The sequence below is a fragment of the Amycolatopsis xylanica genome, assembly GCF_900107045.1.
GTDB classification, from domain to species: Bacteria; Actinomycetota; Actinomycetes; order Mycobacteriales; family Pseudonocardiaceae; genus Amycolatopsis; species Amycolatopsis xylanica.
In genome coordinates, this window is the sequence record NZ_FNON01000004.1 from 809,957 (window position 1) to 832,152 (window position 22,196).

General features: G+C 68.0%; 23 protein-coding genes. 13 read left to right on the plus strand and 10 right to left on the minus strand.

Features of this window, described 5'->3' with window-relative positions; all coding sequences use genetic code 11:
- Nucleotides 1–30: 30 nt before the first annotated feature.
- Both BLV57_RS22605 and BLV57_RS22610 read right to left on the minus strand, forming a co-directional pair.
- Nucleotides 31–1,503, minus strand: coding sequence for a pentapeptide repeat-containing protein (locus tag BLV57_RS22605; protein WP_176968748.1), 1,473 nt, complete (start codon nt 1,501–1,503; stop codon nt 31–33).
- Nucleotides 1,504–1,707: 204 nt separating this feature from the next.
- Complete coding sequence (locus BLV57_RS22610) at nt 1,708–2,151, minus strand: MarR family winged helix-turn-helix transcriptional regulator (protein ID WP_091291759.1); 444 nt, start codon at nt 2,149–2,151, stop codon at nt 1,708–1,710.
- A 134-nt stretch (nt 2,152–2,285) separates the two neighbouring features.
- Between BLV57_RS22610 and BLV57_RS22615 the strand changes: the two genes are divergently transcribed.
- From BLV57_RS22615 to BLV57_RS22625, 3 genes are all read left to right on the plus strand, one after another.
- Nucleotides 2,286–3,464, plus strand: coding sequence for an MFS transporter (locus BLV57_RS22615; protein ID WP_091291761.1), 1,179 nt, complete (start codon nt 2,286–2,288; stop codon nt 3,462–3,464).
- A gap of 50 nt (nt 3,465–3,514) precedes the next feature.
- Entirely contained in the window at nt 3,515–4,306 is a 792-nt protein-coding gene (locus BLV57_RS22620) for an aldo/keto reductase (protein ID WP_245757473.1), read from the plus strand.
- 73 nt (nt 4,307–4,379) lie between these two features.
- On the plus strand, nt 4,380–6,266 hold the full coding sequence (locus BLV57_RS22625) for a M48 family metallopeptidase (RefSeq protein ID WP_091291766.1): 1,887 nt from the start codon (nt 4,380–4,382) through the stop codon (nt 6,264–6,266).
- On the opposite strand, the gene BLV57_RS22630 is transcribed toward BLV57_RS22625, so the two are convergent.
- The gene (locus BLV57_RS22630) at nt 6,263–6,994 is read right to left on the minus strand and encodes an AraC family transcriptional regulator (protein WP_091291769.1); all 732 of its coding nucleotides are present in this window, start codon (nt 6,992–6,994) and stop codon (nt 6,263–6,265) included. The two genes, BLV57_RS22625 and BLV57_RS22630, sit on opposite strands and share 4 nt — an antisense overlap.
- 11 nt (nt 6,995–7,005) lie before the next feature.
- Here BLV57_RS22630 and BLV57_RS22635 point away from each other — a divergent pair, with 11 nt between their 5' ends.
- Nucleotides 7,006–7,899, plus strand: coding sequence for an SDR family oxidoreductase (locus BLV57_RS22635; protein WP_245757456.1), 894 nt, complete (start codon nt 7,006–7,008; stop codon nt 7,897–7,899).
- Nucleotides 7,900–7,937: 38 nt separating this feature from the next.
- Here BLV57_RS22635 and BLV57_RS22640 read toward each other — a convergent pair whose 3' ends face one another.
- Together BLV57_RS22640 and BLV57_RS22645 are read right to left on the minus strand one after the other, a co-directional pair.
- Complete coding sequence (locus tag BLV57_RS22640) at nt 7,938–9,251, minus strand: lipase family protein (RefSeq protein ID WP_091291771.1); 1,314 nt, start codon at nt 9,249–9,251, stop codon at nt 7,938–7,940.
- Complete coding sequence (locus BLV57_RS22645) at nt 9,248–10,825, minus strand: acyl-CoA synthetase (RefSeq protein WP_091291773.1); 1,578 nt, start codon at nt 10,823–10,825, stop codon at nt 9,248–9,250. The genes BLV57_RS22640 and BLV57_RS22645 overlap by 4 nt, the downstream gene beginning before the upstream one ends.
- 144 nt (nt 10,826–10,969) lie before the next feature.
- Here BLV57_RS22645 and BLV57_RS22650 point away from each other — a divergent pair, with 144 nt between their 5' ends.
- The 9 genes from BLV57_RS22650 to BLV57_RS22690 all read left to right on the plus strand — a co-directional run bounded on the left by BLV57_RS22650 (nt 10,970) and on the right by BLV57_RS22690 (nt 18,857).
- Complete coding sequence (locus BLV57_RS22650) at nt 10,970–11,749, plus strand: DeoR/GlpR family DNA-binding transcription regulator (protein ID WP_091291775.1); 780 nt, start codon at nt 10,970–10,972, stop codon at nt 11,747–11,749.
- Between the two features lie 10 nt (nt 11,750–11,759).
- A complete protein-coding gene (locus tag BLV57_RS22655; RefSeq protein WP_245757457.1) occupies nt 11,760–12,131 on the plus strand; it encodes a DUF4406 domain-containing protein in 372 nt (123 codons plus the stop codon).
- A gap of 270 nt (nt 12,132–12,401) precedes the next feature.
- Entirely contained in the window at nt 12,402–12,821 is a 420-nt protein-coding gene (locus BLV57_RS22660) for a hypothetical protein (RefSeq protein WP_091291777.1), read from the plus strand.
- A 33-nt stretch (nt 12,822–12,854) separates the two neighbouring features.
- Nucleotides 12,855–14,015 (plus strand): ROK family transcriptional regulator, encoded by a 1,161-nt coding sequence (locus BLV57_RS22665; protein ID WP_091291779.1) that lies wholly within the window; start codon nt 12,855–12,857, stop codon nt 14,013–14,015.
- Between the two features lie 64 nt (nt 14,016–14,079).
- Entirely contained in the window at nt 14,080–15,093 is a 1,014-nt protein-coding gene (locus BLV57_RS22670) for an ABC transporter substrate-binding protein (protein WP_091291782.1), read from the plus strand.
- On the plus strand, nt 15,090–15,839 hold the full coding sequence (locus BLV57_RS22675) for an ABC transporter ATP-binding protein (RefSeq protein WP_091291784.1): 750 nt from the start codon (nt 15,090–15,092) through the stop codon (nt 15,837–15,839). Before BLV57_RS22670 ends, BLV57_RS22675 begins: the two co-directional genes overlap by 4 nt.
- Nucleotides 15,839–16,672, plus strand: coding sequence for an ABC transporter permease (locus tag BLV57_RS22680; RefSeq protein ID WP_091291786.1), 834 nt, complete (start codon nt 15,839–15,841; stop codon nt 16,670–16,672). Before BLV57_RS22675 ends, BLV57_RS22680 begins: the two co-directional genes overlap by 1 nt.
- Nucleotides 16,669–17,988: an LLM class flavin-dependent oxidoreductase gene (locus tag BLV57_RS22685; protein ID WP_281244425.1), complete on the plus strand. Its 1,320-nt coding sequence runs from the start codon at nt 16,669–16,671 to the stop codon at nt 17,986–17,988. The genes BLV57_RS22680 and BLV57_RS22685 overlap by 4 nt, the downstream gene beginning before the upstream one ends.
- A complete protein-coding gene (locus BLV57_RS22690) occupies nt 17,985–18,857 on the plus strand; it encodes a TauD/TfdA dioxygenase family protein (RefSeq protein WP_091291788.1) in 873 nt (290 codons plus the stop codon). Before BLV57_RS22685 ends, BLV57_RS22690 begins: the two co-directional genes overlap by 4 nt.
- Here the strand turns inward: BLV57_RS22690 and BLV57_RS22695 are convergent.
- From BLV57_RS22695 to BLV57_RS22715, 5 genes are all read right to left on the minus strand, one after another.
- Complete coding sequence (locus BLV57_RS22695) at nt 18,842–19,447, minus strand: LysE family transporter (RefSeq protein ID WP_091291790.1); 606 nt, start codon at nt 19,445–19,447, stop codon at nt 18,842–18,844. The genes BLV57_RS22690 and BLV57_RS22695 overlap by 16 nt on opposite strands.
- A gap of 184 nt (nt 19,448–19,631) precedes the next feature.
- A complete protein-coding gene (locus BLV57_RS22700) occupies nt 19,632–20,090 on the minus strand; it encodes a SecDF P1 head subdomain-containing protein (protein ID WP_091291792.1) in 459 nt (152 codons plus the stop codon).
- A 57-nt stretch (nt 20,091–20,147) separates the two neighbouring features.
- Nucleotides 20,148–20,354 carry a helix-turn-helix transcriptional regulator gene (locus BLV57_RS22705; RefSeq protein WP_091292016.1) on the minus strand — a complete coding sequence of 69 codons (207 nt, stop codon included), beginning with the start codon at nt 20,352–20,354 and terminating at the stop codon, nt 20,148–20,150.
- 22 nt (nt 20,355–20,376) lie between these two features.
- On the minus strand, nt 20,377–21,228 hold the full coding sequence (locus BLV57_RS22710) for an ABC transporter permease (RefSeq protein ID WP_091291794.1): 852 nt from the start codon (nt 21,226–21,228) through the stop codon (nt 20,377–20,379).
- Nucleotides 21,225–22,109, minus strand: coding sequence for an ABC transporter ATP-binding protein (locus tag BLV57_RS22715; RefSeq protein ID WP_218134867.1), 885 nt, complete (start codon nt 22,107–22,109; stop codon nt 21,225–21,227). The genes BLV57_RS22710 and BLV57_RS22715 overlap by 4 nt, the downstream gene beginning before the upstream one ends.
- Between the last annotated feature and the right edge of the window lie 87 nt (nt 22,110–22,196).

Sequence of the window (22,196 nt, forward strand, 5' to 3'; positions counted from 1 at the left end):
AGCCTCCGCGGCGGCCGCCTGAGCGTGGGATCAAGGCTCAGGGCTCTCAGCGTCGCTCGCGGAGCCGCCTCGCACGATCCGACGCCGAGCGCCGGTTCCCTCGGACTTTGACTGGATAACCCAGCCAGCCGGCAACACGTGCCCGCTTCTCGTATTGACAACGGTAGCGTCGACCAAGGACACGACGGAGTCGAAAACCGCCCGGTCGAACCTGGCGTCCCAGGCGAAGGACGCACCAGCGAACCAGGCGCTCCCCGCGAACGACGCCTCCTCGAACGAGGCGTCCGCACCGAACGAAACCCTGCCGAACAAAGCGTCGCCGTCGAACGACGCCGTGTCGAATCCGGCGTTCATGGCGAACGACGCACCGGTGAACGTCACATCCTCCGCGAACGACGCCCCGCCAAACCATGCGTGCCCGGCAAATGATGCCTCGTCGAACAAGACTTCTCCTGCGAACAACGCCTCGCCGAACGAGGTGGTCCCTTCAAACGCCGCTTCGCCGAACCTCGCGCCCCCGGCGAACGACGTACCACGGAACCCGGCTACCCCACCGAACGACGCTTGCTCGAAGAGGGCGTGTTCTCCGAACGAGGCCCGGCCGAATGCGGCGTCCCCGGCGAACGACGCCTCCTCGAAAAGGGCTTCCCCATGAAACGCCGCCTCGCTGAACCAGGCGGTCCCTCCGAACGAGGCCCCGGTGAACTTGGCGCCCGTGCCGAACACAGCTTTGCCGAACCTGGCTTTACCCGGGAACGACGCTCCCCTGAACTCGGCGTTCCCGATGAACAAGGCTTCATCGAAGCGCGCGTCCTGCGAGATGACCATGTAGGTGAAAGTGGCTTCGCTGTGAAATGTGGCCTTCCGGAAATCCGCGGAGGCAATGCGGCTTCGAGTCAGGTCGAACTCGACGAGGACGGCGTCACGCAGATCCAGCTTGATGTTGTCCCACAAGGTTTCGGGAATGTCTTCGACCGTCTCGTCCCAATGCAGGTGGCGCTGCAGGATCTGTTGCGCCGTGCGACGCACGTCCAGTTCCAGGCGGCGAGCCGCGACTTCCTCATCGCTGACAACGTGTTCGCCTGCCTCCCCGTCATCACCGGGCGACGGTTCGGCATTCCGGTCGGGCGGTGGCCGGTACGGAGCGCGCAAGTAGGCGCAAATCCGATCCACCACCGTTTGCCGCAGATCAGGATGGGTCTGAGCGAGGCGTTCCAGGTCCGTCAGGCCACCGATACGCACGGCGGCCTTCTCACTGCCCAGCTGCTCGCTGGCTTTAGCGGACAAATCGGTGATCTGCGCTGCCCGATCAGCGGCCAGCTGCCGGTGGTGCTCGCGCTGCCCCAGGCGCAGCCGCTCCACGGTGACCACGGCGGCAAGGATCGCGAGGACCGCGGCCGCACTTTTCCAGCCGGTGTCAAAGGCATCGCGATGCTCGGCACGGGTGCCGCCCCACAGCAGGACGGTGACCCCGACGCCCACCGCGATGCTCAGCACCAGCACGAGCCACACCCACAGCCAGGCGAACTCCCGCTGCCGTCGGTCCGCCCTCGCCCTGCCCATTCGCCTATTCCAGCACGAACGAATACGCCCTGACCCAGGTTCCAGCCGTTGTAGCCCGAAAGCCACTTTCGTCAGATGCGATCTGACGAAAGTGGCTTTCGGGCTATCACACCTGACGAACGCCCCTTTCGGGCAAGGCTTGGGTCAGAAGGCTAGGGCGCCCAAGGCCGAGACCAGCGGAGCCAGCTCGGGCAGGGATTCCGCCTCGGCCAAGGCTTCCGCCAAAGCCGAGTCGTGCGTCGGGCGCGCAGCCTCCAGCAGCTCGCGGCCCGACGGCGTGACCTCGGTATAGATGCCCCGCCGGTCCGTCGGGCACAGGTACCGCTGCAGCAGCCCCCGGTCTTCGAGCCGGTTCACCAGCCGCGTAGTCGCCGACTGGCTCAGCACGACCGCGTTCGACAGCTGGTTCATGCGCAGGTGGAAGCCGTCCTGGCGAGCGAGCGCGTCGAGCACGCTGTATTCGCTCACCGAAAGCTCGTGGGAGCGCTCGAGTGCGCGGCCCAGTTTGTCCTCGATCCGCGCGTGCAACGCGGCGAGCGTGCGCCAGCCCTGTGCGCGGGCTTCGACGGCGTCGTCATCCAGTGACACGGTTCACCACTCTCTCGGTTGCCAAGGCACCCTTGCGTGCGCCACTATCGAGCTTACGCAATAACCGGCGTGTGCAACTATCTCGGACGCGGGTTATTGCCAACGCCCATACTACCGGGAAGAAGGAACCTTCCATGCCTGCCGCTCTGCTCGCACTGGCGATCAGCGCCTTCGGGATCGGCACGACCGAGTTCGTGATCATGGGCCTGCTGCCCGAGGTCGCGGGCGACTTCGGCGTCTCGATCCCGTCCGCCGGCCTGCTCATCTCCGGCTACGCGCTGGGTGTGGTGATCGGCGCTCCCCTGCTGACCGCGGTCGCCTCGCGGGTGCCGCGCAAGACCGTGCTGGTCGGCCTGATGGTGCTGTTCATCGCGGGCAACCTGATCTCCGCGGTCGCGCCGGCCTACGGCCTGCTGATGACCGGCCGGATCGTGGCGGCGCTGTCCCATGGCGCGTTCTTCGGGGTCGGCTCGGTGGTCGCGGCCTCGCTGGTCGCGCCCGCGAAACAGGCCAGCGCCATCGCGATGATGTTCACCGGCCTGACCGTGGCCAACGTCCTCGGCGTGCCCGCGGGCACCGCGCTCGGCCAGGCACTCGGCTGGCGTTCGACGTTCTGGGCCGTGAGTGTGCTCGGCGTCATCGGCCTCGTCGGCATCCTGACGCTCGTCCCGGCACAGGCCACGACCGAGAGCAAGGGCCTGCGCAGCGAACTCGCCGTGTTCCGCAACCCGCAGGTCTGGCTGGCATTGGCGATGACCGCGCTCGGCTTCGCGGGTGTGTTCGCCTCGTTCACCTACATCGCCCCGATGATGACCGAGGTCGCGGGCTTCTCCGCCGGCGCGGTCACCTGGCTGCTGGTGTTGTTCGGCGGCGGCCTGTTCGTCGGCAACATCCTCGGCGGCAAGGCGGCCGACCGGAACCTCATGCCGAGCCTGTACGTGATCCTCGCCGCGCTCGCCGCGGTGCTGATCGTCTTCGTCTTCACCGCGCACGCCCAGCTGCCCGCCGCCATCACCATCGCGGTCTTCGGCGCAGCGGGGTTCGCGACCGTCGCGCCGCTGCAGGCGCGCGTCATGCAGAAGGCCGAGGGCGCGCCCGCGCTCGCCTCGGCCGCGAACATCGCCGCCTTCAACCTGGGCAACGCCGCGGGCGCGTGGCTCGGCGGCGCCGCGATCGAGCACGGCCTCGGGTACACCGCACCGAACTGGATCGGCGCGGCGCTCGCCGCCGCCGGCCTGGCCGTCGCGGTGCTCTCAGGGCTGCTCGACCGCAAGCAATCGGTTACCGTCACAGAGGAAGCACTAACCCGATGAAGGACAGTCACTTGAGCATTCCGACCATCAAGCTCAACAACGGCGTCGAGATGCCCCAGCTCGGCTTCGGCGTCTTCCAGGTCCCCGACGAGGAGACCACCGCGGCCGTCAAGTCCGCTTTGGACGCCGGGTACCGCAGCATCGACACCGCGGCCATCTACGGCAACGAAGCGGGTGTCGGCAAGGCGCTGGCCGAGTCCGGCATCGACCGCGACGAGCTGTTCATCACCACCAAACTGTGGAACAGCAAGCAGGGCTACGACGAGACGCTGCGCGCGTTCGACGAGAGCATGACCAAGCTGGGCCTGGAGCGGCTGGACCTGTACCTCATCCACTGGCCCACCCCGGAGCGCGATCTCTACCTCGACACCTGGAAGGCCTTCGAGAAGCTGTACGCCGACGGCCGCGTCCGCGCGATCGGTGTCTCGAACTTCCACCAGGCGCACCTCGAGCGCGTTTTCGAGGCGAGCGGCATCGTCCCCGCGGTGAACCAGATCGAGGCGCACCCGTACCTGCAGCAGACCGAGCTGCGCGCGTTCGACGCCAAGCACGGCATCGCGACCGAGGCGTGGAGCCCGCTCGCGAAGGGCGGCGGCCTCCTGGATGAGCCCGCGATCGCCGCGCTGGCCGAGAAATACGGCAAGACCCCGGCGCAGATCGTCATCCGCTGGCACCTCGACCTCGGCAACGTGGTCATCCCGAAGTCGGTCACCCCGTCGCGCATCCGCGAGAACCTCGACGTGTTCGGGTTCTCGCTCACCGAGACGGACATCGAGAGCCTGACCGGCCTCGACCGCGGCGAGCGCACCGGGCCGGACCCGGACACGTTCAACGTGGCGTGATCAGCTGACGAAAAACCCCATTTCGCCCTGGCCAGGTGGATTACCATCCGGTCGAGCGAAATGGGGTTTTCTCATGCATGCCTGGGGGCGGGCTTTCTTTTCGGTGCTGTTGCTGGTGGCTTTCCCGTTCGTCGTGATCGCCGTCGGCGCCGGCGGCGTCTACGCGGGCCTGCAGGTCGGCCACCGCGCGGGCGGCTACATCATGCTGGGCGGGATCGGCGTGATGCTGGCGCTCGGGTTCGGGCTGGTCAGCGCGCTGCGCGCGAAGTTCCCCGCCACCGAGGGACCGCGGCTGACCCGCGAGGAGCAGCCGGGACTGTGGCGGGTGGTCGACGATCTCGCCCGGCAGGTCAGCACCCGGCCGCCGGACGAGATCGTGCTGGTCGGCGAGATCAACGCGGCGGTCTACGAGGACAGCCGCCTGCTCGGCCTGCGCGCGGGCAGGCGCACGCTCCTGATCGGCCTGCCCTTGCTGGCCGCGATGAACGTCACCGAGCTGCGCGCGATCCTCGCCCACGAACTCGGGCACTACAGCGGCGGGCACACCCGGCTGCTCGCGGTCACCTACCGCGGCACCCGCACCCTGGAGCACACCGTCGGCAGGCTCGACTCCGGGCTCGCGAAGACGCTGCTCGACGGCTATTCGCGGCTGTACCTGCTGATCGCCCAGTCCGCGAACCGAAGACAGGAACTGCAGGCCGACGAGTACATGGTCGCCGCGGCGGGCAAACAGGTCGCGGCGAACGCGCTGCGCAAGGTCGCGACGCTCAGTCCACTGTGGAACGCCTACTTCGACCGTTACGTCTCGCTCGGTGCGGTCACCAAGCGCACCCCCGAAGTCCTGCTCGGCTTCCGCGCGTTCCTGAAAGATCCCGCGCAACGGGAATGGGTCGCCCAAACCGCCGACGAAATCCTCGCGAACGAACCGAGTTCCCGCTTCAACAGCCATCCCTCGACCAGCCGCCGCATCGCCGCCATCGCCGCACTCCCCGACGTGCGGCCGAATATCGACCGCCGCCCAGCCTGGTCGCTCTTGGACTCGCCGCGCGAGGACATCACGCACGCCGAACTCGAGGTCCTCATCCGCGACCTCGGGCCACGCGCGCCCTGGGACGAGATCGTCCGCCTCGCCGGGCTCCGCTCCGTCCACAAGGGAGCGGAGATGCTGGCCGAGGCAGGCAAGGAAAGCGGACTGGCGCCCGGCGGCACGATCGGCGAGGTCATCCAGGTCTTGCGCCACGGCGACATCGAGCGCTTGGCCGCGCCGATGCGCAACGAGTCGCTGGCGCCAGAGGTCATCGCCGAAGCCAGCGCGAAGATCGTCACCGAACTGCTCGGCGACGCCATCGTCTCCGCGCTCGCCGACGCCGGGCACGCCCGCCACGAGCTGAACTGGGGCGGCGGCTGGGAACTCAAGCTGTACGACCAGCCCTTCGACATCGAAGCACTGGTCAAACCCGCCGTCGAAGATCCACGCGCGGTCGGCGAACTCGTCCATCACCTGCAACGGCTGCGCGTGCCAGCCGCGTTCGTCCGCCCGCCAGGCCAAGAACCCGAGGAAGAGCCGGAACCCCCGGAAACACGCTTGCTCGGGATCCTGAGCGCGCTGCAGGAAGGCCGCAAACTGGTGGACCTCCTGGTGTGCACCACCGAGCTGATCCTGGTGCCGATGTCGCGCTGGGTGCTGGTGCGCCGCGGTTTCGCCGGGCTCATCGGCGCGGCGGGCATGGTCGACCGCAAACGGCTGAAGGGCCTCGATCCCAAGACCGTCGACGCCTACCGCCGGATTCCGCTGAGCACGGTCACCGGCGGCGGCTTCACCCAGCGCAGGCTCACCGAATACCTCGTGCTTTCCCTGCCTGACGGCGAACTCCGCCTGACGCTGAGCAATCACGTCTCGGACTTCGGCGACGCCCGCGCGCGGCTGGAGGACTTCCTGGAGCGCCGCTCAGACGGCTAGCACGCCGCGGGCTCGGGCAAGCGGCCTTCGAGGAACGCGCCGGGCGGCACGCCCATCGTCTCGCGGAACTCCGCCGTCATATGCGACTGGTCGAAGTATCCGGCCTCGGTCGCGGCTTCAGCCCACGCACCCGGCCGGGCATGCGTTAGAACGGTGCGAACCCGGTTGATCCGCAGCACCTTTTTCGGTGCCACACCGATGTTTTCGGTGAACAGATCCCGCAAATGCCGTTCGCTGACGCCGAATCGCCGCGCGATCGTGTGCACGGGTGACGGCAGGTCGCCGATCGCGGAGTGCACCAGGTCGCTCCGCGACAGGTCGCGAGCCGTCCGGCGTGCCAGCCGGGCCAGTAGCTCTGCCTGGATCGTCTTGAGAAGCGCCTGCCCGGACTCCGGCTCGTCGCCCCAGAGTTCGCTCAGCGGAACGATCTGATCGACGAGTTCGCTCGCGGGCACGCCCAGCAGCAACGGCGCCCGCCCCGGCCGGATGCGGAGCCGGACACCGAACGGGACCTGCTTGCCCCGGTGATATCGGGCGCGCGTGCGCGGCCCGGTGACCAGCCACCGCCCCGAGCCGTCGGCTGTCGTCCGGAAGACCAGCGTGGTCGCCGGATCGGGCACATGCGTCAGCACCCGCTGATCGGCCCCCATGGACGCTTCCCGGATATCGGCGATCCATGGCCGCAGCGCCGCCGGCACCGGTATCTCGTTCCCCCAGATCCCGCTCACATTTCCACTCTATGCCGAAACTTCCTATCGACGGCCACACCCGCGCTGGCACGGTCTCGGTCATGATCCTCATCACCGGTGCGACCGGCACCATCGGCAGCGAAGTGGTCCGCCGCCTGACAGCACGCGGCGAACCCCTGCGCGCACTGACCCGCGACCCGTCCCGTGCTCCCTCGGGCGTCGAAACCGTCGTGGGTGATCTCGACCGTCCCGAATCACTCGCACCGGCCGTGGCCGGCGTCGAGGCGGTCTTCCTGCTGACCCAAGGCGGGCCATCGGCGGCCCGCCACGACCTGGCGATGGTCGAGGCCGCGCGTTCGGCAGGCGTGCGCAAGATCGTGAAGCTGTCCTCCATCGGGCTCGACGTCCTCGACGAATCCGAGGTCGACTGGCATCGCGAAGGCGAGCGCGCGGTGCGGGACAGCGGCTTGGCGTGGACCATGCTGCGCCCGTCCGCGTTCGCTTCGAACGCGCTGCGCTGGGCGGCGCCGATCCGCGAGGGCCAGCCCATCCCGAACCTGACCGGGAACGCGGCGCAAGGCGTCGTCGATCCCCGCGACGTGGCCGAAGTCGCGGCCGACGCGCTCGTTTCCTCAAAACACGAGGGAGAGATCTACACCTTGACCGGCCCGGAACTGCTGACCACCGCGGACCAGGCCGACCGGCTGGGCGTGGCGATCGGGACCGCGCTCACGACCGTCGACGTGCCGCTCGGCTCGGTCCGCGCGCAACTGCTCGCGTCCGGAATGGACCCCGAGTTCGCCGACGCCACGGTCACCGGACTCGAGATCATCCGCTCCGGCCGCAACGCCGTGCTGGCCGACGGCGTCGAGCGGGCGCTCGGACGTCCGCCGACCAGCTTCACGGCCTGGGCGACCGACCACGCCCCCGCTTTCAGGTCGTGAGTGGCGCGGCCGGTTCTAACCGGCCGGAACACTCACGACTACCCCACGGGACGGCCGAACAGCGCCAGCAGGTCGTGGTAGAGCACCGACCCGAACGTCACCAGCGCGGAAGGCGAGAGCAGCGAAGACAGCACGGTCTTCGTGCTGCATCCCGAAGGCGCGGGCTTGCCGGAAAGCCGATCCTTGAGCCAGTTCAACGCGTTCGCGGCCCCGGTCGCGACCAGGATGACGTGCTCGCTCAGGATGTCGCGCTGGTACTTCACCCGGGCGCCGCCTGCGCAGTAGTCCCGCACGATCTGGTCGGTGTCCGCGCTGGGCACCAGCTCGTCGTTGACCGAGTGGTAGACGAACAGCGGCGCGGTAGGCGTGGCCTTGCCCATGGTCACGTCCGCGAGCACCTGCCGGGGCACCGGCTGGTTCAGCGGGTCCTGAATCGTGAAGTACTTGAACAGGTCCTTGAACGCGAACGTGGCCGTGTTGCCCGAGTTGCACTGCGTCTTGGCCTTGGCCAGCGCGGCCTTGCCTTCAGCGGTCATGTTCGCGTCCAGGAACTCCGCGAGCTGCGGGTAGGCCTGCCCGAGCCCGGCGATACCGCTCATCGCGATCCCGGCGAACGGACCGCCGTTCGCGTTCTTCAGCACATGCGCCGGGTTCACCGGCAGGCCGCCCTCAGCCACGCCCTTGATGTTCAGCTCGGGTGCGTACGACGGCTGCATTTCCGCTGCCCAGCCCGAGGCGAGCGCGCCACCCGAGTAACCCCACAGGCCGACGGAGGTCTGCGCGTTCAGGCCCAGCGGGGTGAAGTTCTGCGCCGCGCGTATACCGTCCAAAGTGGCGTGACCGGCTTGTTTCCCCGCCACGTAAGCACTCTTGGGACCTTCGTAGTCCGGCACGCTCACCGCCCAGCCCTGCTGGACAGCAGCGTCGATCAGCAGGATCTCGGCCTGCGCGACGATGTTGTCGTTCCCGGCGCCCTGCCGCAGCTGATACGAGATCGCGCACTGCGGCGCGGCGCTGTCCTCGGCGACCTGGTAGCTGAGCAGTGGCCGGGATGAACTCGGCTTCGCGCCCCAGGGCAGCAGGACGGTCGTGACCGTCGCCTGTGGACGGTCCAGTGCGTCGTTCGTGCGATACAGCAGCTGCCAGGCCTGGACCTTCTGGGGTAGCGCCGCGAACGCCGACACCCCGACTTCCCGTGACCGCAGCACGGTGCCCGGCGCGAGCGACTCGTAACCGTCGGGCGGGGCGTAGAACGGGTCGCTCTGCGGCGGAGGTGGCGCGGCCGCCATCGCCGGGGCGGCCATTGTGGACACTAGGAGCACAGCACACAGCACAGCGAGGAGCCTCTTCATTGAGGTACGCCTTCCTGATAGTCGCGGAGCTTCTGGCGGAGCACTTTCCCGGTCGCGTTGCGCGGCAGTTCGCCGAGGAACACGACGTCACGCGGAACCTTGTAGCGAGCGAGATTTCCCTTGACGTAAGCCTTGACCGTGTCGGCGTCGATCTCCGACGACGGGACCACGAACGCACGCAGCCGCTGGCCGAACTCGCGGTCCGGCACGCCGATGACGGCCGCTTCGAGCAGCGCCGGGTGGGACGCGAGCAGGTCCTCGATCTCGGCGGGGAACACGTTCTCGCCGCCGGAGACGATCATGTCGTCGTCGCGCCCGTCGACGAACAACCTGCCGTCGGCGTCGAAATGGCCGACGTCGCCGCTGGACATCAGGCCGTCGATGATCTCCTTGGTCCCGCCGCCCGAATAGCCGTCGAACGCGAGGCCGCTGCCGACGAAGATCCGGCCGCGCGTGCCCGCCTCGGTCACCTCCCGGCCTTGCTCGTCGTAAAGCCGCACGAGACATCCCCTCGGCGGCTTGCCGACCGTGCCGGGCGCGGCACGCCAATCCGCGGGCGTGGCGATGGTGGCGACCGCGACTTCCGTTGAGCCGTAAAGGTTGTGGATCACGTCGCCGAACAACGCGGTCGCCCTGTTTCCCAGATCGGCGCCCAGTGCCGACCCGGCGCTGAACAGGATCCGCAGGCTGGACGTGTCGTGGTCGCGCACGCCGCCGAAGTCGACGATCCGCTGCAGCATCGTCGGCACCACCACGAGCACGTCACACCGATGCTTCGCGATGCCTTCGAGCGTGGCCCGCACGTCGAACCGCCTGCGGAACACCACGGTCATGCCGAGCGCGAAGGCGAGGATGAACTGCGACAGCCCGGTGCCGTGGAAGGTCGGCGCCGCGACGTACATCGTCTGCCCGCGGCGCAGCGGGATGCGTTCGAGGAACTGCGCGGCGGCCAGCGGCGAGCGGACCCGGCGCGGCGCGCCCTTCGGCGTCCCGGTGGTGCCGCTGGTGAGCAGGACCAGCGCGCCACCCGAGCGCGGGAGCTTGAGATCGCGCTGGTCCCCATGCACCAGCTCCTCGACCAGCGACTCGGGATACCGGCGCACCTCGGCGTCGACGTCACCGAGCAGATCCGCGAACTCCTCGTCGTGCACCAGCGCCGAGACCCCCTCGCGCCGCGCGACGTCCGCGAGCTGCGGGCGGGAGAAGCCGGTGTTCATCAGCAGCAGCCGCGCGCCGAGCTTGGCAGAGGCGAGCATCGCGTCGACGACACCTCGGTGATCCCGGCAGAGCACCGCGATGACCGACTCCGCGCCGAACCCGTGCGTGAGCCACGCCCTGGCGAGCGCGTTGGACCGGCGATCCAGTTCTCCGTAGGTCACCGGACCGCACTCGTCGATGATCGCGACGGCGTCCGGATCGCGGCGGGCCGACACCTTCGCGGCGCCCGCGATCGGCCCGAGCCCGCGCACCGCGCGCAGCGACGCCAGCGCCAGATCAGGACGGCCGACCTCCACCATCCCGGCTTTGACCAGCACGGACAGCGAGTGACAAGTGGCGCCGATCCGATTGAGCATCGTCGAGGCTCCCTCCGGTCACGGCACCGCCGCCGTGACCTACCGCACAGTAGCTTCGCGGATCGCAATCTGACAAGCCTTCTGACCAGTTTCGTAACGCACAAGGATCTATCAGTTCGCACAAGCCCGTGGTAGAAATCGGAGGTGCCGGTAGCCGATCGACTCGACGTCACCCTCCGCCTCGTCCAGGCCGCGGGCCGCATCTCCGTGGCCGACCTGGCGGACCGGCTCGGCGTGTCCGAAATGACCGTCCGCCGGGATCTCGACGCGCTGCAAGCCCAAGGCCTGCTCCAGCGGATCCGCGGCGCGGCGACCGCCACACGCGAGCCCGAATCCGGCTTCGCCGCCCGCGCGAAGTGGCAGGAGGCGACGAAAGCCCGCATCGGCGCGCTCGCGGCGAGCCTGATCCGGCCCGGCGAGACCGTCCTGCTCGACGCGGGCACGACGACCGTGCACGTCGCCGCGGCGCTCGCCGAACGCGCGCCGGTCACCGTCGGTGTCCTGAGCCTGCAGGCGGCGGCGCGGCTGACCGACGTTCCGGGCGTCCGACTCCTTCTGCTGGGTGGAGAACCGCGCCCCGCCGAAGGCTCCTTGGTCGGGCCGATAACACTGCGCGCGCTGAGCGAACTCAGTTTCGACTGTTTCGTGCTTTCACTGGGCGGAATTCACGCCGAAGACGGCTATTCGGAATTCTCACTCGAGGATTCCGCCGTGAAACAACTCGCACTCGGGCGCGCCTCCCGCACGATCGCGGTCGCCGACGCGACGAAACTCGGCACGCGCGCGTTCAGCCGGATCGCCGGGCTCGACGCGGCCGCCGAGTTCGTCACCGACAGTGCCGCCGAGGACCCCGAAACCCACCCGGTCGGCCCGCGCACCCTCGACGCGCTGCGCGAAGCGGGCACGACCGTCCACTTGGCATAGGAGACACCCGATGATGATCTTGGTGGCCGGTCCGTACCGCTCCGGAACCGGCGACGACCCGGCCAAGCTCGCGGCCAACGTCGCCGCGATGCACGAGGCGGCGCTGCCGCTGTTCCGCGCCGGACATGTGCCGGTGACCGGGGAAGACCTGGCACTGCCGCTCGTCGCACTCGCCGGCTCCACCCGTGTGGGGGACGAGGTTTTCGACGAGATCTTCCATCCCATCGCCGAGCGGCTGCTCGAGTATTGCGACGCCGTTTTGCGGATCGGCGGACCGTCCGCCGGAGCGGACGAAATGGTCGCCAAGGCGAGTGCCGCCGGGAAGATCATTTACCGCTCGGTGGCGGAGGTGCCACCCGTTCAGCCGTTCAGCGCAGCGTAAGAACCCTTCACCGCAACCCGCGTGTGTCGGCGAGGGGAATAACGCAAGATTCATCCAGCGCCCGCTCACACTCCAGGGGTGCCCCAGCAAGTCCCCCGTCAGCGCGAGAGTTAAGCTGTCCGCCCTTCCGCCGACCGGCCCGGAAAAGATCTCTCCTTGATCGCCATCCCCGCCGATCCCCGGTAATGGTCGTAACGAACGCCTGTCCCCGCGCGAGTGACAACTCAATCCCGCGGACGGGAGCACGGAAACGGACAAAGGAGTCCACCCTTGCCAGCAGTTCTCATCCTCACCGCGCTGGCTGTTTTCTGCACGCTGGTCTACATCCAGGCCAAAGCGCACCAACAGCTCGACGTGGAAACACCTGCCGCGACACGGCAGGCGAGCGACATCGTCCGACAGCAGTTCCGCGACTGGAAACCCGTTTCCGGCCCCGGCACGTTCAACTTCCAGCCACGCCAACGTGATCACGCCCCGACCCTGTCGATCACGGTCAGCGGCACCGAGGTCAGCAGCACGGTGACCATCTGGGCCTCGCGGTACGACTCGTCCTATCGCGGGATGTACCACGCCACGCTGCTGTGGTGGCGTCAGCGCGGGCTCGTCAAGCAGCTCACCCGTGACGACCTCCCGGTCCCCGGCTTCCTTTCGGCCAGCTCTCACATGGTGAGCACCCTGCGCGTGTCCTAGGCAACCCCGCGCACGCGTGTAACCATCTTGGCCATGGGTTCTCAGCGGGCGCTGCGCGATGGTCCACAAAGGACACATCGGCGCAGCGCCAGCGCGAGTTCCGTGCTTCGCACCGTGCTCGACCACGGACCCATCGCCCGCAGCACCATCGCCCGCCGGACCGGCCTCTCCCCCGCCGCGGTCACCGGGCACACCGCCGAGCTCACCGAGCTCGGCCTGCTGCGTGAACTCCCCGAAGTCGGCGGCGCCATCGGCCGCCCGCACGTCCCGGTCGACCTCGACACCGCGCACCACGTCATCGGCGGCATCCATCTGGCCGTCCACTTCGCGACGGTCGCGCTGCTCGACGTGCGCGGGCGTGTGCTCGTCCAGCGCGTGATCCCGCACCCGAGCCTGGACCCGGTCACCGTGCTGCTCGGCGCCGCCGACGCGCTGCTCGAACTCGGCAGGCCGCACGGCATCGGCGTCGCCACCGGCGGCTGGGTGGACGAGCGGACCGGCTCGATCATCGACCATCCCCTGCTGGGCTGGCGCGACGTGCCCGCACGCGACCTGCTGACCGGGCACACCGGGCTGGCCGTCGCGGTGGACAGTCATTCCCGCGCGCTCGTCCACGCCGAACGGCTGCTCGGCCAGACCCGCGCGCGGGCGAGCGTGGTCCAGCTCTTCGCGGGCAACGTCGTCGACGCCGCCTTCGCGACCGGCGACACCGTCCACCACGGACCCCGGTCGGCGGCGGGCGCCGTCGCGCATCTCCCGGTCGACGACAGCACCGAGCCCTGCGACTGCGGGCGGACCGGCTGCCTGCAGGCGACGGTCTCCGAGCAGACGGTCGCCCGTAAGGCCGGTCTCCCCTTCACGGAATTACTCGATCTCGCGAAAAAAGGTGACGCGAATTCGATCGCGCTATTTCACGAGCGCGCACGATTACTCGGCCAGGCCGCCGCGTTATTGCTCGACGTGCTGAATCCGGAAATTCTGATCGTCGTCGATCAGAGTGTGCACCACGTTCCCGGCTGTCTTTCCGCGCTGCGCGAAGAGGTCGATGTCCGCTCGTGGATCTGCGATGACGCGGAGAAAGTCGTTGTGCCGTCAAGCTTTTCCGGCCGCGAGCTGGCGACGGCAGGCGGTGCCGTACTGCTGAACGCACTGTACCAAGATCCCTTGAGCACGAGCCTGCGTCGCACATCCTGAGATTTCTTTAGTTCAAATTATCGCAATGTTGCTCTGGTCTCGATGACTGTCGAATAGTGACGGCGTGAACAAAACCCAGCCATTGCTCGCCACAGTCCTCGTGGCCGCGGTGGCGCTGACCGGCTGCGGCACCTCCGCGACGGCCAGCGCACCCGGTCAGCCCGAAAAGCTCGAGCTGCGTTACCAAGGCTCCGCGAACAACGTCTCGCTCCCCGAACTCGCCGAAGACCTAGGCTACTTCGGGCAGGTGAAACTCAAGTGGGTCGGCAACACGATCAGCGGCCCGCAGGACATCCAGTCCGCCGCGACCGACCAGACCGACTTCGGCGGCGCCTTCACCGGCGCGGTCGTCAAGCTCATCGAAGCGGGCGCGCCGGTCAAGGCGGTCATCAACTACTACGGCTCCGACGACAAGACCTTCCTCGGCTTCTACGTCAAGGAGGACAGCCCGATCCGCACGCCGCGTGACCTGATCGGCAAGAAGGTCGCGGTCAACACCGTCGGCGCGAACCTCGAAGCCGTGCTCGACACCTGGCTGCTCAAGAACGGGCTCACCCAGGCAGAGACGGACCAGGTCCAGCTGGTGGTGCTGCCGCCGGTCAACACCGAGCAGGCATTGCGGAACGGCCAGGTCGACGTCGGCGCGCTCAACGGCATCCTGCAGGACCACGCCGCGGCGAGCGGTGGCCTGCGCAGGCTGGTCAGCGACGTCGAAGCGTTCGGGCCGTACAACGGTGGCCCGTACGTGCTGCGCACCGACTTCATCAAGAAATACCCGGAGACGTCGAAGATCTTCGTCTCGGCCGTGGCCAAGGCGATCGAATGGGAACGCACGACGCCTCGCGAGGAGGTCATCGCCCGGTTCACGAAGATCATCCAGAACCGGCACCGCAACGAGAGCACGGACACGCTCAAGTACTGGAAGAGCGTCGGCATCACGCACGGCGGCCTGATCAGCGACCAGGACTACACGCTGTGGGAGGGCTGGCTCAAGCAGTCCGGGTTCATCAAGAGCGACAAGATCGACACCAAGAAGCTCTACACCAACGAGTTCAACCCCTATGCGGGGTCCAAATGATCAACATCCGAAGTGTCACCAAGACTTTCGGCGCGCTGACCGCGTTGGACGATGTCTCGCTGGACATCGACGACGGCAGTTTCCTCTCACTGGTCGGGCCGAGCGGCTCGGGTAAGTCGACGCTGCTCGACCTGCTCGGCGGGCTCAGCAAGCCGACTTCCGGCGAGGTGCTCATCAACGGCTCGCCGGTGACCGGCCCCGGCCTCGATCGCGGGGTGGTCTTCCAGCAGTACGCGCTGTTCCCCTGGCGGACCGCGCGCGCCAACGTCGAGTTCGGACTGGAAGGCGGGTCGCTCACCAAGCGGCAGCGCGCCGACCGGGCTCGCGAATTCCTAGACCTGGTCGGGCTTTCCGGGTTCGAGGAGAAGCTGCCGCACGAGCTGTCCGGCGGCATGAAGCAGCGCGTCGCGATCGCCAGGAGCCTCGCCTACGACCCGGGTGTGCTGCTGATGGACGAGCCGTTCGCCGCGCTGGACGCGCAGACCCGGGACCAGCTGCAAGACGAGCTGCTCCGGATCTGGCGGCGTACCGGGAAGACGATCGTGTTCATCACGCACGGCATCGAGGAGGCCGTCTACTTAGGACAGAGGGTCGCCGTGCTGACGTCACGGCCAGGACGGCTCAAGGAGGTCGTCGACATCGACCTCGGCGAGCGGACCGGGGACGTGCGGTCTTCGGCGGGCTTCGTGCGCCACCGCCATCAGCTCTGGGAACTGCTGCACGACGAGATACGGAAGGCGGCCTGATGACCGCGACACTGGAAAAGCCCCTCGTCCGCACGCCAACCCTGGTGGACAAACCGAAGAGCCTGTCCCCCTTCGTCAAGGCGGTACGCAGTTCCGCGGCCATCATCTTGTTCCTGGCCGCCTGGGAACTCGTCCCGCGTTATGTGCTCGACGACAGCACGCGGACGTTCCTGCCACCGGTTTCCGAAGATCTGGCGGCATTGTGGGAGCTGATCCTCAACGGCCAGCTCGCCGATCACCTGACGGCGAGCCTCGGCCGCTCGGCGGCGGGCTTCGCGGTCGCGGTGGCCATCGGTGTCCCGTTAGGACTGTTGATCGGCTGGTATCGCCCGGTGGCGGCGTTCCTGAACCCGCTGCTCGAACTGATGCGCAACACCGCCGCGCTGGCGTTGCTGCCGGTGTTCACCCTGCTGCTCGGCATCGGCGAGCTGTCCAAGATCACGCTGGTGGTCTACGCCTGCGTCTGGCCGGTGCTGCTCAACACGATCGCCGGGGTCAACTCGGTCGATCCGCTACTGGTCAGGGCCGCCCGCTCGCTCGGGCTGTCCAGTCCGCGGCTGTTCCGCAAGGTGATCTTGCCGTTCGCGGTGCCGACGATCTTCACCGGCATCCGGCTGGCGGCGTCGTACTCGATCCTGGTGCTGATCGCCGCCGAGATGGTCGGCGCGAAGGCCGGGCTCGGTTATCTGATCAACAACACCCAGGTCAATTTCCAGATCACCCAGATGTACGCCGGGATCATCGCGGTCTCGGTGCTCGGTCTCATCGTCAACCAGGGCTTCGTCGCACTCGAACGACGGTTCTCCGCTTGGCGCCCGAAGGAGAAGGCGTGACCAGACAGTTGCATTTGAACGCGTTCCTGATGCAGAACGGCCATCACGAGGCCGCGTGGCGGCATCCGGACACCGACCCGAAGCGCGCGACGACGTTGCAGCACTACGTCGAACTCGCGCGGACGGCTGAGCGCGGCAAGCTCGATTCGCTGTTCCTCGCTGACGGAGTCGCGTTGTGGGGCAACGTCCGCTACAACTCGCACAACCTGTTCGAGCCGCTCACACTGCTGTCCGCGCTGGCCGGCGCGACCGAGCACATCGGACTGATCGCGACGGCGTCGACCACGTACAACGAGCCGTATCACCTGGCACGCAAGTTCGCGTCGCTCGATCATCTCAGCGGCGGGCGCGCCGGGTGGAACATCGTCACCTCGGCGGGCAAGGACGAGGCGCTCAACTTCAACCGCGACGCCAGGCCCGCGCACGAGCTGCGCTACGAGCGCGCGACCGAGTTCATCGAGGTCGTCAAAAAGCTTTGGGACAGCTGGGAAGACGACGCCGCGGTGATCGACAAGGCGAGCGGCGTCTACGCGGACACCGACTTGATTCACCCGATCGACCACGTCGGCGAGCATTTCCAGGTGCGCGGCCCGTTGAACGTCCCGCGCCCGGTCCAGGGGCACCCGCTGCTGGTGCAGGCGGGTTCGTCGGAGACCGGCAAGGAGTACGCGGCGCGCTACGCCGAGGCGGTGTTCACGGCGCAGCAGACCTTCGAAGAGGGCAAGGCGTTCTATGACGACGTCAAGGCCAGGCTCGGGCGGCACGGCCGCACTCCGGACGAGATCAAGATCCTGCCGGGGATCAGCCCGATCCTCGGCCGCACCGAGGCGGAGGCACGCGAGCGCGAAGCCGAGCTCAACGCCCTCATCACACCCGAATACGGCGTCCGGCAGCTGTCGAACCTGCTCGACCACGACCTGGCCGGATACCCACTGGACGGCCCGCTGCCCGACGTCGGCACCTTCACCGAGGGCCAGCAGAGCCGGTTCGACCTGGTCACCGGCTTGGCGCGGCGCGAGAACCTGACCATCCGCCAGCTCATCGAGCGGCTGGCCGGCGGACGCGGGCACCGTGTGTTCGCCGGCACCCCGGTCCAGGTCGCGGATCAGCTGGAGCACTGGTTCACGGCGGGCGCCGCGGACGGGTTCAACATCATGCCGCCGACGCTGCCCGGCGGGCTCACCGATTTCGTCGACCTCGTGGTCCCGGAACTGCAGCGCCGGGGCCTGTTCCGCACCGAATACAGCGCTTCCACCCTGCGCGGGCACTACGGCCTCGCGCGGCCCGCCACCCGAGTAAAGGAGCACGCGGCATGACCCTCATCGACATCAGGAAGATCACCGGGCGGATCGGCGCCGAGGTCATCGGCATCGACCCGGCCAGCGACTTCGACGTCCAGTTCGTCAAGGACGCGCTGCACGAGCACAAGGCGCTCGTGTTCAAGAACGTCTCACTGGACGACGAGGGCCAGCTGCGCTTCGCCGCCCGGTTCGGCGAGCTGACCAAGGCGCACCCGACCGTGCCCTCGGTGGACGGCGCGCCCTCGATTTTGCCGGTGGACAGCGAAGAAGGCCGCGCGAACCAGTGGCACACGGACGTGACTTTCGTTGTCGCGCCGCCGAAAGCCAGCACGCTGCGCAGCCTCGTCGTCCCGCCGTACGGCGGTGAGACGCTGATCGCGAACACGGCCGCGGCTTATCGGGATCTGCCGTCGCCGCTGCGGGCGTTCGCCGACACCCTGCGCGCGGTCCACACCAACGACTACGACTACGTCCAGCCTTCCTTGAGCGACAAGGAAAAGGCGCGCCGCGAGATCTTCGTCTCGCAGAAGTTCCGCACCGCGCACCCGGTCGTCAGGGTGCACCCCGAGACCGGCGAGCGCGGCCTGTTCATCGGCGGGTTCGCGCAGCGGATCGTCGGACTGTCCACAACGGAGTCACGCGACATCCTGCGGCTGCTGCAGTCCTACGTGACCAGGCCGGAGAACATCGTCCGGGTGGCGTGGGAGCCGAACCAGCTGGTGCTGTTCGACAACCGGATCACCCAGCACTACGCCATCGACAACTACGACGACCTGCCGCGACGCCTGCACCGGGTCACCGTGGCCGGCGATGTCCCGGTGGGCGTCGACGGTGAGCGCTCCGAGTCGCTCGAAGGCGACGCTTCGCACTACACGACCATCTGAACCGCGAGCCCGGCGATCACCGCGCTCGACGTGAGCGCGGTGATCAGCCGTCCTTTGTGGCCGGTCAGCAGCCGTCCCAGCACCGCTCCCCCACAGGCGACGGTGAGCTGCCAGCTGGCCGAGGCTAGAAACGCGGCGATCACGAACACGGTCGCATTGGCCGTTTGGGCCTTGTCGCCCATGACGAGCGCGGCGAAGTAGATGACCGTGGCCGGGTTGAGCACGGTGATCCCGAGAAGACTGAAGTACGCCTTGGACACGGTCAACGGCTTGACGACTCTCGTGTCCACTTCGGACTTGAAGTCCCGGATGGCCCGTGCCGCCCCGACACCCGCGAGGCCTACCAAGATGACCGCCGCGACGATCCTGAGCGTTCCGCCGATCGGTTGGATGACCGCCGCGACACTCGCGCCACCTAGGGCTGCGACGAGCGCGTAGAGCCCGTCCGCGCTGGCCACCCCGAGCGCGGCCGCCGCACCGACCTTGAGCGAGTTCCGCGCGGTCAGCGCCACCAGATACGCCGCGACCGCGCCGACCGGCAGCGCGATCCCATACCCGGCGAGCAGCCCCGCGACGAACGAGGCGGTCACGACACTGGACGTGGTCGCTTCCGGCTCAGGGTCGCCTGCTGCTTCGCCGTCGCGGAGGCGACGACGGGCAACGACCTGGGTACGACGATGGCTGACATGCGGCCGATGCTCTCAAGCCCGATCCAGCCCCCGCCACCGATTTTCCGTCGTGAGTGTTCCGGCCGGTTCTAACCGGCCAAAACACTCACGACCCACCCTTGATGGCATCGACGATCTCTTGGGCTTGGACGGCCGTGAACTCACCGTCGAGCTGAATGACGCCACCGCTGACCGGCCTCTCGATCACCGGCGCGAACGCGATTTTCCCGGCCACCACCATCGCCACCTGCTTGCCGACGTTCTCCATCGTGAACCTCGCGAACTTCGCCGCCTCGTCGTCGGGCAGCTCGAGCCGGACGTGGTGCCCGCTCGCGGGCGCGTACCCGACCGAGGCCTTGGTGAACTCGGCGAGCACCAGCACCACCGGACCGACCCGATAGCTCACGCCCGCCTTGTCCTTGAGTACATTCCCCTCGGCCTCGACCACGAAGCGCAGCTCAAGCGGTGAGGCGGCGGCGAGGGCGGGCTTCGGCGCCGGGGTGCCGGGCACCTCGGTCGAACAGGCGGCGAGCAAGACCGCCACCACGAGCGCCAGCCAGCGCATTCCTCCAGCGTAGCCGGGGTCGTGAGCGTTGCGGGCGGTTCTAACCGCCCGCAACGCTCACGACGCTGAACGCTCGCCCAGCCGGGGAAACGGCTCAGTCGAGAAGATGACCTCCACCGCCACCTCGAAGTACTCCGCGATCTTCAGCGCCAGGAAGAGGCTGGGGCTGTACTCGCCGCGTTCGAGATAGCCGATCGTCTGGTAGTGCACGCCGAGGCCGTCGGCGAGCTGCCGCCGCGAGATGCCTCGTTCCGCACGCAACATGGCGATGCGGTTGTGCACCACCTCACCCGACACGCTGCATCGCCTTCTCCCGGCGCTCGGCCACACTCGATCCCGACTCACGGCGCGCCATCCGGCGCAACACGATCGGCGCGAGGATAAGGCCGACGATCGCCCAGGCGCCGAGCACCCCGATGGTTTCCAGGTGCCGCCACGACTGGCCGATTTCGGCGGCCGCCGCGCCGTCCGGCAGCATCGCCGACCGCATGCCGAGGGCGAGCCAGTAGATCGGGAACACCTGCGCGAGCCACTGCAGCCAAGGTGCCAGCGCCGTGATCGGGTAGAAGATCCCCGAGATCGCGACCAGGCCCATCATCGGCAGCATGAGCAGGCCGAGGCTGCGCGGGTTGGTGATCAGCGCGCCGAACACCGCGCCGAGCGGCAGCGTCGCGACCATGCCCAGCACCAGCACCCCTGCCAGCATCAGCCACGACCCCACGCCGGGGACCGCCAGGCCGTCCACGAAGAACGAGCCGGCGATCAGCAGGATCACGACGTTGATGATCAACCCGCCCGAGACCGTGACGAGCTTGCCGAAGAGATATCCGAGCATGCCGTTCGGAATGGCCTTGGCGCGCAACAGGGTGCCGTCCTCGCGCTCGACCGTGAGCAGCTGGGCGATGGCGAGCATGCCGTAGAAGATGATGTTCATCCCGAGCAGGCTCGGCAGCACCATCGCGCCGAGCACCATGCCGCCGGTCGGCACCTGCGCCCCGCGCATGAAGAACAACGTCACCAGCAGCACGACCGGCCAGAAGAGCTGGCCGAACAGGTCCTGGGCATTGGTGAACGACTGCCGCAGCTCGATCAGCCCTCGGCTCCAGCCCGCGCGCAACGCGGTCATGACCGGGTTCATCCCGCCACCTCCTCGAGAGTGCGCACGCCGGCTTCGCCCTGGCCGGATTCGGCCTGGCGCACCAGGGCCATGTAGGTGTCCTCGAGCGACGCCCGGCGGACCTCGAGCTCCTCGACCGATTCGCCGTACTGCTTGAAAAGCTCGTACACGAACTTCGTCGCCGCGGTCGTCGAGTGCACGAAGCGCTGCCCGTCCCGCGTCCACCGCACCTCAGCCTCCCCCGCGATCCGCCGCGAGAGCTCATCGGCCGAGCCGTCGGCGATGATCCGCCCGTTCGCCAGTATCATGATCCGGTCGGCCAGTTTCTCGGCCTCGTCCAGGTCATGGGTGGTCAGCAGGATCGTGGTCTCGTGCTCATCGGCGAGCCGGTGCACGAGATCGTGGAACTCGCGCCGCGACTCGGGATCGAATCCCGCGGTCGGCTCGTCGAGGAACAGCAGCTCCGGCCGCCCCACGATGCCGATGGCGACGTCCAGCCGTCGCCGCTGCCCACCCGAAAGCGTCCGGATCTTCTTGCCAGCGTGCTCGGTCAGGCCGACCGCGTCGACCAGTTCGTCCGCGTCCCAAGGCCGCTTGATCTGCTCGGTCGAATAGCAGGTGTAGTACGAACCGAGATGGGCGAGCAGCTCCCGCACACCCCATTTCCCGTGGTCACGCCATGACTGCAGAACGACCCCCAGCCGCGCCCGCCAGTCCTCCCCGCCCTGCGCCGGATCCACCCCGAGCACCGCGACCCGCCCGGCGGACCGCATCCGGAAGCCTTCGAGAATCTCGATCGTGGTGGTCTTGCCCGCCCCGTTCGGGCCGAGCAAGACGACCACTTCCCCTTGCCTGGCTTGAAAACTCACGTCGTGCAGCACATCGTTCGCGCCATAGCGCATGCGCAGGCCGTCGACGTCGAGCACCACTCTGTCCCCTGTGGTCACCGCCATCACCCCCCTGTCTCATTGCTACCTCAAATCGTAGCA